At 70.2% G+C, this 12183-nt stretch carries 8 protein-coding genes and 1 pseudogene; 5 read left to right on the top strand and 4 right to left on the bottom strand.

Annotated features, from left to right (window positions below; genetic code table 11):
• The first annotated feature begins 232 nt into the window (after window positions 1-232).
• On the top strand, window positions 233-790 hold the full coding sequence (locus P3T37_RS21335) for a GNAT family N-acetyltransferase (RefSeq protein WP_280725403.1): 558 nt from the start codon (window positions 233-235) through the stop codon (window positions 788-790).
• 55 nt (window positions 791-845) lie between these two features.
• On the opposite strand, the gene P3T37_RS21340 is transcribed toward P3T37_RS21335, so the two are convergent.
• On the bottom strand, window positions 846-2909 hold the full coding sequence (locus P3T37_RS21340; RefSeq protein ID WP_280725404.1) for an NEW3 domain-containing protein: 2064 nt from the start codon (window positions 2907-2909) through the stop codon (window positions 846-848).
• A gap of 277 nt (window positions 2910-3186) precedes the next feature.
• On the opposite strand from P3T37_RS21340, the gene P3T37_RS21345 reads away from it, so the two are divergent.
• Window positions 3187-4185: a transglycosylase SLT domain-containing protein gene (locus P3T37_RS21345; protein ID WP_280725345.1), complete on the top strand. Its 999-nt coding sequence runs from the start codon at window positions 3187-3189 to the stop codon at window positions 4183-4185.
• A gap of 25 nt (window positions 4186-4210) precedes the next feature.
• Here the strand turns inward: P3T37_RS21345 and P3T37_RS21350 are convergent, their stop codons facing one another.
• A complete protein-coding gene (locus P3T37_RS21350) occupies window positions 4211-5653 on the bottom strand; it encodes a DUF2079 domain-containing protein (protein ID WP_280725346.1) in 1443 nt (480 codons plus the stop codon).
• Between the two features lie 121 nt (window positions 5654-5774).
• On the opposite strand from P3T37_RS21350, the gene hemC reads away from it, so the two are divergent.
• Window positions 5775-6728: a hydroxymethylbilane synthase gene (gene hemC, locus P3T37_RS21355; RefSeq protein ID WP_280725347.1), complete on the top strand. Its 954-nt coding sequence runs from the start codon at window positions 5775-5777 to the stop codon at window positions 6726-6728.
• A 47-nt stretch (window positions 6729-6775) separates the two neighbouring features.
• Here the strand turns inward: hemC and P3T37_RS21360 are convergent, their stop codons facing one another.
• Entirely contained in the window at window positions 6776-7012 is a 237-nt protein-coding gene (locus P3T37_RS21360) for a prolyl oligopeptidase family serine peptidase (protein WP_280725348.1), read from the bottom strand.
• Window position 7013: 1 nt separating this feature from the next.
• On the opposite strand from P3T37_RS21360, the gene P3T37_RS21365 reads away from it, so the two are divergent.
• The gene (locus P3T37_RS21365) at window positions 7014-7403 is read left to right on the top strand and encodes a nitrilase-related carbon-nitrogen hydrolase (RefSeq protein ID WP_280725349.1); all 390 of its coding nucleotides are present in this window, start codon (window positions 7014-7016) and stop codon (window positions 7401-7403) included.
• A 59-nt stretch (window positions 7404-7462) separates the two neighbouring features.
• Window positions 7463-7564: pseudogene (locus P3T37_RS21370) on the top strand (hydroxymethylbilane synthase); the annotation flags it as partial.
• Between the two features lie 90 nt (window positions 7565-7654).
• Here the strand turns inward: P3T37_RS21370 and P3T37_RS21375 are convergent.
• Window positions 7655-11956, bottom strand: coding sequence for a ricin-type beta-trefoil lectin domain protein (locus P3T37_RS21375; RefSeq protein ID WP_280725350.1), 4302 nt, complete (start codon window positions 11954-11956; stop codon window positions 7655-7657).
• Between the last annotated feature and the right edge of the window lie 227 nt (window positions 11957-12183).

Here is a 12183-nt window from a genome sequence, read left to right on the forward strand (position 1 = left end):
ATATATCGCTAACTGTCGCTCGTCAACGCTCACCGATATATCGGTGGCTGTCTTGTGACAGCGAAGTCGGGACGGTTGTCAGCGAAGCCGGGACAACGGCTGCTCGTGTCAGCGATTGCGCGCAACTGGCATCTCGTCGGAGCGCGTCTCGATGGTGGCGACGTCAGAAGTCGTTGCCCGCAATGGCCATACGAGGTCATACCGTGTGGCCGAGACGATCAGGAGCCGTTCCATGCCGGATGAGATCACCGTGCACCCCGTCGCCTGGCCACCTGCTCCGATCAGGACCGAGCGGCTCGTGCTCCGCGAGTCCGAGGCCCGGGACCGTGCGGCTCTGATCGACCTGTTCGCCTCACCGGAGGTGGGCACCTACGTCGGCGGTGCTCGGCCGCGTGACGAGCTCGAGCGCGCGATGCCCGAGGTGCCGGGGCAGCGCTTCGGCTTCTTCGTGGTCGAGCTCGACGGGGCGACGATCGGCATGATCACGCTCGATCGGCGCGACGCGGAGCGCAAGGGTCACGTCCGTCCGGAAGGCGGCGAGCCCGAGCTCGGCTACATGTTCCTGCCGCAGGCGTGGGGGCGCGGGTATGCCACCGAGGCGTGCGCGGCGGTGCTCGGCTGGTTCGCCGACGCGCATCCCGGCGAGCCGGTGGTGCTCTCCAGCCAGACCGCCAACGAGGCCTCGGCGCGCGTCGCGGCGAAGCTGGGGTTCACCGAGGTGGAGCGGTTCGAGGACTACGGCGCCGAGCAGTGGCTCGGCGTGTGGTCCCCGGGCACGATGTCCGATTGAGCTCATGCCCGCAGGGGCGGGTCTCCGCCGAGACCCGCCCCTGCCGTTCAGTCGATCAGCTCTGCGTCAGGTGATCGAAGTCCACCTCCCCGGTGGTGCCGCCGTTGTTGTTGTGGGCGGTCATGAAGACGCCCGCGTCCTGGGCGGCCGCGACGCCGGGGACGGTGGCGGTGCCGACCGTCGTCCAGGTGGTGCCGTCGGTGGAGTAGGAGCCGGTGTAGCTGGTGCCGGTCCGCACCAGCTTCAGCCAGGTCGGGTAACTCGCGGTGCCGAGACCCGAGTTGGAGGGGGAGGAGTTGCTGTTGAGCTGGCCGCTGCCGGTGCTGTCCCACTGCAGGACGTAGCCGTTGCCGGGGGTGACCGCGAGGATCAGGTAGCCGGGTGAACTGCCCGGCGCCGTCACGTCGTTGCGGACCATGATGCCCGCCTTGGCCCAACTGCTGGTGGCGGCCTGGGCGGTGACCTGCACGATGGTGGTGGAGCCGTCGTGCTCGGCGCCGTGCTGGTAGACGGCGCTGTACTCGTCCGTGCTGCCCCAGGCGTCGGCGCCGCCGCCGAGGAGGCCGAGGCGGGTGCCGGACTGCCCGAAGACCGCCGTGGTGTCGCTGTAGGTCAGGTACGGCGCATGCACCGGGGCGGCGATCCGGACGGTGCCCGGCGAGTCGGCCGCGGTGCTGCCGCCGCTCCAGCGGGCGGTGGCCGTCCCGGTCAGCGTGTCGGTCTCGATCGGCGCGGTCAGCACGGTCGGCGCGGTGATCCGGAACGCCGCGATGGCCATGTGGCCCGGGCGCACGGTGCCGAATCCGGTGGCGGTGAGCGGCTCGACCTTCCAGCCGGCCGGCGTGTTCAGCCCGAGGGTGACCTGGCCGACCGCCGAGCTGCCGTTGTTGGTGAAGGCCGAGGTCACGGTGGCCGTGGCGCCGTCCAACTGGGCCGGGATCGCGGTGTTCAGTGCGATGCTCGGCGCGTACTGGCCGGGCTTGTCGGTCTTCGCCACCCGGTAGAGGACGGTTCCGTGGCCCGGGACGGCGGCGCTGATGGTGCCCGGCGACTCGGTGGTCGCCTTGCTCCACAGGTCGCGCAGCGTGTAGCCCTTGGCCGCGCCCAGGCCGACCGCCTGGGCGGTGGTGCTGATCGTGGCCGTCGTCGCGTTCTCGTTGAACAGGGCGACCGCGACGCTGCCGTCCGCGAGCGGCTTGGCGAGCACGTCCAGGCCGCCGCTGTGCGCGATCTCCACGCCCTGCTTGCCCAGCGGATCCTGGTCGACCGCGATGACGTCGCGGTTGGTGTAGATCGCCATGGTCTGCGGGGTCGCGGCGCGCAGGTCGGCGCCCGAGATCAGCGGCGCGGCCATCGCGGCCCAGAGCGAGAACTCGGACCGGTCCTCGGTCGGCGTCATGCCGTTGCCGACCTCCAGCATGTCCGGGTCGTTCCAGGCGCCCGGTCCGGCGCCGGCCGCCAGCGCGACGTTGGTGTGGAAGTTGCCGAGCATCGAGCCGAAGTCGGCGCTGATGTCACCGGTGGTGCGCCACAGGTTGCCGACGCCCGCGCCCCAGGAGGCGACGTTCTCGTTGCCCCAGTTGCAGAGCGAGTAGACGATCGGCCGGCCGGTCCTGGCCAGCGCCGCGCCCATCGCCTTGTAGCGCTGCTGGCCGGGGACGTTCTGGTTGTAGCAGTTGTCGTACTTGAGGTAGTCCACGCCCCAGGACGCGAACGAAGCGGCGTCCGCGTCCTCGTGGCCGAGGCTGCCCGGGTAGCCGGCGCAGGTCATCGTGCCGGCGCTCTCGTAGATGCCGAGCTTGAGGCCCTTGCTGTGCACGTACGCGGCGACGCCGGTGATGCCGTCCGGGAACTTGACCGGGTCGGGGACCAGGTTGCCGGCCGCGTCCCGGGACTTGCCCATCCAGCAGTCGTCGATGTTGACGTACTGGTAGCCGGCCTGCTGCATGCCGCTGGCGACCAGCTTGTCGGCGATCTGCTCGACCAGCTTCTCGCTGACGTCGCAGCCGAAGGTGTTCCAGTCGTTCCAGCCCATCGGGGGCGTCTTCGCCAGCCCGTTGTCCAGTGCGGCCGCCGGTGTCGCCGCCGCCGTGACGACGGTCAGCGGCACCGCCGTCATCGCGGCGGCGAGCAGCGCGGCCCACGCCTTCTTCATGCCATCTCCTGGGTGGTGAGAGGTGCTCGGGAGGGGTGCTGGTGCGGAGCAAGGGAATCAAAATTCCACATCATCGGTCAATAACTAACACTCAATTACGAGCCATCGCGCGCAGAGTCGGCAGAATCACCCAAACTCAAACAGCCGAATCTGGCATCGATCACCGTTCGAGCAATGGGTACGATGGCGAACTCCTGTGTGAGCACAGGGTCGGAGACACAACGGGGTGGGGATCATGACCATGGGCAAGCGTCAGAAGGCCGCGGCAGGACTGGCGGCGGTGGCGGCGGTAGGCGCGTTCGCGGCCTACGGGGTCTCGGACCTGGGGGCGAAGCACACCACCGCCGACGTGCGGACCGTCACGGTCGCCGACCCGCCCGCCGCCCAGCTCCCGTCCCCCACCGGCGCGCCGAGCGACTCGCCCGCCGCGTCGCCGAGCCCCAGCACGTCCGCGAGCACGTCGCTCAGCGCCTCGCCCAGTGCGTCCGCGACCCGTTCGGCCTCACGCGGCCCCTCCGCGACGGCCTCCGCCAAGTCCGGCGGCACGACAGCCAAGGCCCAGGCGGCCGCCTCCGCCGCGCCCGCGCCGACCGCCAAGCCCGGCCCGGTCGCACCGCCGCCCCCGCCGGTCGCCGCCCCGCAGACGCCGCCCGCCCAGGGCGGCTGCAAGAGCTTCAACGGCACCAACCAGCCGCAGGGCGACGTCTCCGCCGCGCTCACCGCGGCCGCCGGCAAGTCCAGGACGCTGACCCTCGGCAGCGGCGGCACCGACAAGCTCCCGCCGCTGCCCGTCAATCTGGTCAAGGCGATCGCCTGGCAGGAGAGCGGCTGGCAGTCGGCCATCCAGGCCTGCGACGGCGGCATCGGCACGATGCAGATCATGCCGGCCACCGCGACCTGGATGAACGGCAAGTTCGGCACCAGGAACGACGTCCAGACGCTGGCCGGCAACACCGACCTGGGCGCCGAGCTGCTGGACGAACTGGTCGCCTACTACGGCGACTCGGACTTCGGCGGCAAGTACGACCTGTCGCCGGACCCGGTCACCGGCAAGAGCCCGCTGCTCGACGTGGTCGTCGCGGCCTACAACGCGGGCGCCGGCAGCGTCCACTACAACACCGTCAGCACCACCGACCCCACCACCGGCGTGGCCACCGCCACCGGCACCGAGGTGATCCCCAACCCCGGCTACGTGCGGAGCGTCGAGGCGCTGATGACCAACTGCAGCTGCCTGGGCTGACCAACAGCCCCAACGGCCCCAGGGCTCACGGCAGTCGGCGCAGCACCACGACACCGCCCCGGTCGAAGACCGCGCCGTAGCGCGCGCCCGGGTGCAGCGCCGACGCGTACCCGGGCATGTCGGTGGGCGCGTCGCCCCAGCCGTCCCGGTCCACCAGGAGGTACTCCGGCGGCACCGGCGTGCAGCCGCCGAGCCAGTACGTGTCGTCGCGCGCCGCCAGCTGTGCCAGCGGTCCCATCGAGGACTCGACCCGGACATCCGGCGGGATCTGCGCGATCGCCGCCCGCAACACCGCCGCGTGCTGCCCGCCGCTCCAGGCCGCCGGGTCGGCCAGGCCGCCGAACCCGACCGGCAGGCTCACCAGGCAGGCCACCGCGATGCCCGGCGCGGCCGGCACCATCCCGTCCGCGAACGCCCGCAGGCCCGGACGAGCGGAGCGGCCCAGCCGCTGCACCGCGTCCACCAGCGCGAGGAAGAGGATCGGCATCAGGGTCGCGTTGTAGTGCCAGTCCGGACCCCAGAACATCGGGTTGGACGAGCCGAACCGCCAGGCCAGCGTGGGCAGCGCGAGCACCACCAGCGGCGAGCGCAGGGCCAGGAACCCGACGATTCCGAAGAGCCACCCGGTCGTCTTCCAGACCGTCAGCCGGGTGAACGGGCCGCTGAGCACCTGCCAGAGCTTGGGGTGGGTGCCGCCCGGCAGCTTGGACCAGTAGTCGAAGTGGTGCTGCGGATTGAAGTGCGGGATCAGCAGGAAGACCGTGAGCGCGGTGAACCCCAGCCCGAAGACGACCAGCACGCCCGCGGTGAACCAGCGCCGGGCCGTCAGGGCGAGGACGACGCCGACCGCCGCGACGGTCAGCCCCATGTCCTCCTTGACCAGCACCAGCGGCAGCGCCCACCAGGCCGCACGCTCCCAGCGGCCCAACAGCAGCTGCCGGCCGACCAACGCGAGCAGCGGCACCGCGAACGCTATCTCGTGGAACTCCGCGTCCACCGCCCGCTGAAGGCCCCAGGAGAGCCCGTACGCGGTGCCGATCAGCAGCCCCCGGTTGCGGGTCAGCACCCGGGCCGCGCTGTCCGAGACCACGCCGACCGACCAGGCGAACAGCGCGGCCTGGGCGACCAGCAGGGTCATCGCGGAGGGGAAGAGCCAGAAGAACGGCGCGAGCAGCGCGAGGACGGGCGACCAGTGGTCGCCGAGCGCGTTGAAGCCGGGACCCTTGATCGAGACCACCGGCGCGTGGAAGTGCGCGTAGCCCTTCACCGCCTCGGTGAAGATGCCCAAGTCCCAGGAGGGCGAGCCGAATCGCTGGTAGCGCAGGGCCGCGAGGACGGTGTAGCCCAGCAGGAAGAGCGACGCGAGCGCGACGTGCGGCAGGACCGAGTCCAACCGTCCCGGTCCGGCGGCACGTCCCCAACTCGGCGTCCGCCCGGCCGGGAGCGCGGTCCCCAGCGTCTCGGCCATCCGAACTCCTCTTCAATGCTCGGCTGTTCGTGCGACTACTGATCCGACTGGTGCACGCTACCGCGAGACCACCGGTGTCGGCAGTCCCACCGGCGGCACGGCGCGCTCTATCGTGGTCGCCATGCCGTCGACGCCGCCGCCCGCCCCCCTCGGTCCGATCCGGATCGTCTCCCGCTCCTCCCCCATGGCCCTGGCCCAGGTCGAGCGCGTCCGAACCGAGTTGACCGCGCTCCACCCCGGCCTGCGGACCGAGGTGGTGCCCGTCACCACCTCCGGCGACCGCTGGACCGGCGCACTCTCCGAGCTCGGCGGCAAGGGCGCGTTCACCAAGGAGGTGGACGCCGCGCTGCTGGCCGGCGAGGCCGACCTCGCGGTGCACTGCGTCAAGGACGTCCCCGCCGACCGCCCGCTCCCGGCCGGCACGGTCTTCGCCGCGTTCCTGCGCCGCGACGACATCCGCGACGCCCTGGTGCACCCCGGCGGCCTGACCCTGGACGAGCTGCCGCCCGGCACCCGGATCGGCACCTCGTCCGTCCGCCGAGTGGCCCAACTGACCGTCTCGCACCCGCACCTGACCTGCGTCCCGTTCCGCGGCAACGTCAACCGGCGACTGGAGAAGCTGGACGCCGGCGAGGCCGACGCCCTCCTGGTGGCCGCCTCGGGACTGACCCGGATCGGCCTCGCCGAGCGGGCCACCGAGATCCTCTCCGTCGACACCATGTGCCCACCCATCGGCGCCGGCGTCCTCGCCCTCCAGTGCCGCGAGGACGACGCCGCCACCATCGCCGCCGTCACCGCCCTCAACGACGCCGCCGCCTGGCGCGAGACCACCGCCGAACGGATGTTCCTGCACGTCCTCCAGGGCCACTGCAACAGCCCGATCGCCGGCTTCGCCCGCGCCGAACGCGACGGCCGCCTCTCCCTGCGCGGCCGCGTCTTCTCCCCCGACGGCAAAACCGTCCTCGACGCCCACGAGTGGGCCGGCCCCCTCGACCCCGCCACCCTCGGCACCTCGGTCGCCGTCGCCCTCCTCCGCCAGGGAGCACGCGAGCTGATCGACAACATCCCGCACTGACCGCACAACTGATCGTGCCGCCCTCCACCCGGAGAGCGGCACGATCCTCACTCCGGGATCTCGAGCCCCGTGTGGTGGGCGAGGAAAGCAAGGGTGTCGGCGGCGAGGGATGCCGCCCGGCTCACCGAGCGGCTCTTGTGCCCGACACCCGACTCGCATCGGAGCACCACCGGCGCGGTGGCGCTGGTGGAGTGCTGCAGTGCCGCGCACATCTTGCGGGCGTGCAGCGGGTCCACCCGCGCGTCGTCCGCCGAGACCGTGAACAGAACTGCTGGGTACGCCAAGATGCACCTGCACGGCGAAGAGCAGGACATCTTCCTGCCCGGCGCCGGGCACCACATCCTGGAGATCGAGGGCTGGCGCCTCGGCCTGGCCGTCTGCTACGACGCCGCCGTCCCCGAGCATGCCCGCGCTGCCCGCGACGCCGGAGCCGACGCCTACGTCGTCAGCGCCCTGTACGCGACCGGCGACAAGCACCGTCTGCTCGAGCAGACCTCACGCGCGGCGGCTCTCGGCCTGTGGGTCGCGGTCTCCCAGTACGTCGGGGCCACCGGGCCGTACCGGACCATCGGCCGCAGCGGCATCTGGCGGCCGGACGGCGTCGCACTGGAGCAACTCTCGGAGGATCAACCGGGACTGGCGACAGCACAGCTGCACGCATCCACCACGGGCTGAAAGACCGAAAAGGGCCTCCGAGGCGGCGGCCCTTACCGGCGGACGAAGCCGCACGCGGTCCGTTCCCGGCCGGCACCGTCTTCGCCGCCTTTCTGCGCCGCGACGACATCCGCGACGCCCTGGTGCATCCCGGCGGCCTGACCCTGGACGAACTGAACGACGCCCGGCTGTGCCGACAGGACGCAGGGCCCGCCTACGCCCGGCGTCCGGCCGGGGAAAGCGGGCCCTGCGTATGGAGGGAACCGGGCGAATCAGCTACCCGGCGCGATCAGCCACCGCTGGGCGGGGCTGCCGTTGCAGTCGTAGATCTGGAGCTGGGTTCCGTTGACCGTACTGCCGTTCGGGTCGTCCAGGCAGCGGCCGGTGGCCGGGTTGTAGATGCTGCTGTCGGCGCGCGGGATCCACTGCTGCGCGGGATTGCCCGTGCAGTTGGTCCACTGGACGAGGTTGCCGTTGCTGTTGACGGCGTTGCTGTTGTCAAGGCAGCCGCCCATGACGTTGAGCGTGCCGTTGGCATTGACCGTCCACTGCTGGGCGTTGGTCCCGTTGCAGTCGTAGATCTGGATGACAGAGCCTGGCACCGTGCTCGCGCCGTTGTCGTCGATGCACTTGTTGGCCGCGACGCCCGAGACGATGGGGTGGGGGGCAGGGTTGGCGGTGTTGGTGGCGTAGGGCGATACCACGAGGTCGGCGACCGAGCCGGCGTAGTAGGAGCTGTGCTGCCCGGCCAGCTGGTAACGGCCGACCACGAGGGGACCGGCGATACCGGAGTTGGTGGTGTGGTGGCCATTAGCGGCCAGTGTGCCGTTGACGTAGAGGCTGGTCTGGTGGCTGTCCGCATCGTAGCTGGCGACAAGGTGCGTCCAGACGCTGGTTTGGACGGTGGCGGAGCTGCTGATGATGTCGTCGGTCTGGTCGTAGGGCCAGCCGTTGCTATCGGCGTTGCTGAGGGCGAATCGCCAGGTGTTGGTGTTCTTGTCGGGCCAGAGCATGAAGCCGCTGGCGCTGGTGCCGTCCTCGCTCGCGACGATCCCGCCGGTGGCGGTCGGCTTGGCCCAGACGTTGACGGTGAAGGATTTGCTGGTGTCGAGCGTGCTGCCCGTCATGTCGATCTCGCCGGTACCGTTCGGGTCCAGCTGCGCGACGTTGGTCGGGACGCCGTCGATGGTGTCGGCGGGGAAGGTGACCGCACCCTTGACGACACCGGCGTGCTGGTTCAGGGCATCCGGAGTCGTGATTACGCCGGTGGCCGCCGTCGTGCTCGTGGCGAGCGGCCAGCGGCCGACGGGGGTGCGCAGGTCGGCCGGGTGGGTCTGGCTCGTGGGAGTGAAACAGGTGTACGACGCCGTTGAGGGGCAACCCGTGGTACTGCCGGTCCAGATGACGAGCTGACCGGTCGAGGTGGTGGCCCACAGGTCGGGGACACCGTCGCCGTTGAGGTCACCGGAGGAACCGACCGTGGGGTAGGTCGCCACCGGGAGGGAGAGCCCCGTAATGGTGAGGCCCTTGGCGGGATCAGCCAGCTGGCTGTAGTCGGGGGTGCTGCCGCCGGTGATCGGGTAGGCCAACAGTTTGCCGGTGTCGTTGGAGTCGCGGAAGCGGGCCCAGAGGGTCGGCTGCATCGCGCCGCCGGCGCTGGGACCGCTCGCCGGGCCGGGGTTGATGAGGTCGTAGTTGCTCCAGTCGGCGGCGGAGACCAGGCGGGCTGTGCCGTCCAACTGGTCGCTACCGGTGGTGCTGTTCAGAAGCCAGAGCTGGCCGCCGGAGACCGCCAGCAACGAGGTCCGCCCGATCGAGGCGGAGCTGGTGCTCTCACCGCTGGGCGTGCCGAGCGCGAGGATCTGGGTCACGTTCGACCAGTTGCCGGTAGCGGTGAACGGGCAGGTGCCCTGCCAGGGAATGCCCTTAAGGTCCGTGCAGCGCGTGGGAAACGGTTGGACCGGTGAAAGCGTTGAGAACGTGCCGTTGCCGTTGTTCTTGGACCAACTGAGAGTCCCGTTCCCAGGTTGGTGCACGACGATGTCGTCCACGGGGCCCGCGTCGAGGTTGCCCCGGTGGGTGACCTGGGCGGTGTTCCAGTTCACACCTGGCGCCGCGGTGGCATAGGCGCTGATGGCGTTCGCAGGGTCGACGCCGGCGGTGACGATCCGGAGGTTGCCGGCGGCGTCCGGCAGCAGGATGTCGGGCTTGCCGTCGCCGGTCACGTCACCGTAGACCGACTTACCGTTCGGGTTCCAGGGGGCGAAGAAGGAGTAGGCCGCAGGTTGGCCGTAGTTGCCGGCGTTGTCCTGGGCCTGCACGTAGACGATGTTGGTGCCCCAACTTGCCGAGCCCGGTGCGTACGTGAAGCTGGGGTTGGAGGACTGTAGGACGATGCCGGCCCCGGCGCCGTCGGAGCACTTCCAACCCGTGACCGGGGTAGGGTCCGTGCTCCATCGGAAGCAGGCCACGCCGGAGGCGGTAGTACCGGTGAGGGTGGGGGCGGGGTCGTTGCCGGTGAGCGTGAAAGTCCCGCCCACACCGCTGCCCGCGTACACCTTGGGGGACGGATTGGGGGTGCCGGAGGGCGGGAAATCACTAGAACTGACCACGAGGGTCGGCGAGGTCTTGTCGATCCGGAAGAAGCAGGTCGGGACGTTCGGGGAGCCGAGGCCGCCGCTCGGCGGGTCGGCGTCGTAGGCGTTGGCCGTCCACGCGAACAGGTGACCGTCGGCCAATGAGGTGCCCGGGATGCTGACGCTGACATTGGAGTTCTGCGAGGCGGCCCAGCCGCTGTCGCCGGTCCAGGACCAGCCGGCGTCGTTCCACAGGCGGAAGACGGTGTGCAGGCTCATCCCGGCGGGCGACCAGTTGGAGGCGGTGAGGGTGATGTTCTGGTTTCCGCCGACCCACGGGGCGTTGGTACCGCTGGTGGCGCAGTCCGAGCCTGTCGGATTCCCACTGTTGTCGCTATTGGCGAAGCCCGGCTGCGGGCTGACGCGCGGAGCCCAGAGGCTCGGAGCGATGTCGTATGTGGTGACGATGTGCGGGTTGTTGCCGATGTGGTGGCGGTAGAGCAGGTTGTTCTCGTCGTCTGGCGCGATGCCGATCGTCCAGTTGCCCCACTTCTGCTGGGCGGCCGTCTGCATCTGGGAGGTGACGTCGAAGCTGATCGGTCCGGTACCGGTGGCGATGGTGGAAGCGACCTTGCTGCATCCGGCCATAGTCGCACCGGTGCCGCAGGGCTGGTTGTTCCAGGTGGTGTTGCCGTCGATCGGGTTCGTCCAGTAGAGACCCAGCGGGCTCGGGGTGGACGGGCTGGAGGCGTCAGTGATGTTCACGAACAGCGTCGAGCCGTAGACGGTCGGGGGTGCCGGGGCGCCGCCGGGCTGATTGTAGATCGCGGAGTTGATGCCGATCTGGACATAGGCGCGGTATCGGCCGTAGCCGGTGCAGTCGCTGTAGCCGCAGTAGCCGATGCCCAGGTCGAACGGCCCCATGTAGTTCTTGGTGTCGGGGTGGTTCTCCTGAACCATGTCCCAGGCCTGGGCAGCACTGTTCACGCTGATGCTGGGGTCGAGATACCACGGCCCGACGCCCTTACCCAGGACATTCTGGTCGGGCGTCAGGTCGATGGCGTCGGGGGTGGCCGCGACACCGATCGTGCCGACCTTCGCGCTGTCGCCCGGCGCGTCCGGTGTGGACGTGCCGGCCTGCTGGGCTGCTGAGGCCGCGGGAGCCGCGAAGAGCGAGCGGGCCCGGCTGGCCACGGCGCCCGAAGCGGTCGGGACGGCGGGTGGCGGCGGCGTGGAGTCCCACTGCATCGGCGTCGGGGCGTGCAGGCGCACAGCTCCGGTGCTGTCGGTGAAAGCGAGGTTGCCGGCCGCGTCCGATCCGGCGGTCAACCCCATGGTCGAGATAGGGAAGTGAAGGGACTTCAGCGCCGGGTCGGCAGCGGCGGCGGCTGTCTTGACGACGATGACGTCCCGCCAGCCGCCCTGGGGGTCCGCGGTCACCTGAAGGTCGACGTCCGGCGTCAGCACGCCCGCGTACGTGGCGGTCGCCCCGGACAGGGTGGGCTTCGGCAGCGCGAAGGGAGCTGTGACGGACAGTTGCTTACCGTCCGAGGTGGTCAGCGTCGCCAGAGCTCCACTGCCGCCACCGGACAGCTTCAACGAGGTTGGCGAGACCGCGGGGCTCAGGGTTCCGTCGGCATTCGTCCGCAGGGTGGCGTCGATGGCAGCCCAGCCGGCGTCCTCCTTGATCCGCACGGGAGCCGTGTAATCGGTGGTGGTGAGCGTGCCGTCGGGGTTGACCAATGTCGCGGACGAGCCTGTGGTGAGGGCATCGACGGTGACGGCTTGTCCGCTCGACTTCGCTTTGGTGCGCGCGTCCAGGATCGCCTGCGCGGTCGGCGAGGGTGCGGGAGCGGTCGAGCCTGTCGCCGTTGAACCGGTCGGCACCGGTACTGGTATCGGGGCGTCGGCCTGGGCAGCGGGCGCGACCAGCATCCCCACAGCAAGCGCTCCGCTCACGCCCAGGGCGAGCAGACGGGCGACGCTTGCGCGATTCACTTGTGGTGGCACCTTGCGCCAGATGCGTTCAGTTTGTGACATGACGATCCTAGCCCCTCCCTACAGTCCACTCCACGAGCGGACGTTCGATTCGGAACCATGCTTGTTGCCCCGCTCCGGGTCAAGCCGATACGGCGAGTTGAGATGACATGCCCGCATTTGGTTCCGCAGGACAAGTCAAGAGGTCGCAAAGCCTTCCAAGTTGAAGCTAAACGGGGTGGTGGTCC

This window comes from Kitasatospora sp. MAA4, from assembly GCF_029893355.1.
GTDB lineage: Bacteria > Actinomycetota > Actinomycetes > Streptomycetales > Streptomycetaceae > Kitasatospora.

What these genes read in the sequence shown, in the direction of transcription:
- P3T37_RS21335 (WP_280725403.1), top strand. Translation starts at nt 233, where the DNA reads ATGCCGGATGAGATCACCGTGCACCCCGTCGCCTGGCCACCTGCTCCG.
- P3T37_RS21340 (WP_280725404.1), bottom strand. Translation starts at nt 2,909, where the DNA reads ATGACGGCGGTGCCGCTGACCGTCGTCACGGCGGCGGCGACACCGGCG.
- P3T37_RS21345 (WP_280725345.1), top strand. Translation starts at nt 3,187, where the DNA reads ATGGGCAAGCGTCAGAAGGCCGCGGCAGGACTGGCGGCGGTGGCGGCG.
- P3T37_RS21350 (WP_280725346.1), bottom strand. Translation starts at nt 5,653, where the DNA reads ATGGCCGAGACGCTGGGGACCGCGCTCCCGGCCGGGCGGACGCCGAGT.
- hemC (WP_280725347.1), top strand. Translation starts at nt 5,775, where the DNA reads ATGCCGTCGACGCCGCCGCCCGCCCCCCTCGGTCCGATCCGGATCGTC.
- P3T37_RS21365 (WP_280725349.1), top strand. Translation starts at nt 7,014, where the DNA reads ATGCACCTGCACGGCGAAGAGCAGGACATCTTCCTGCCCGGCGCCGGG.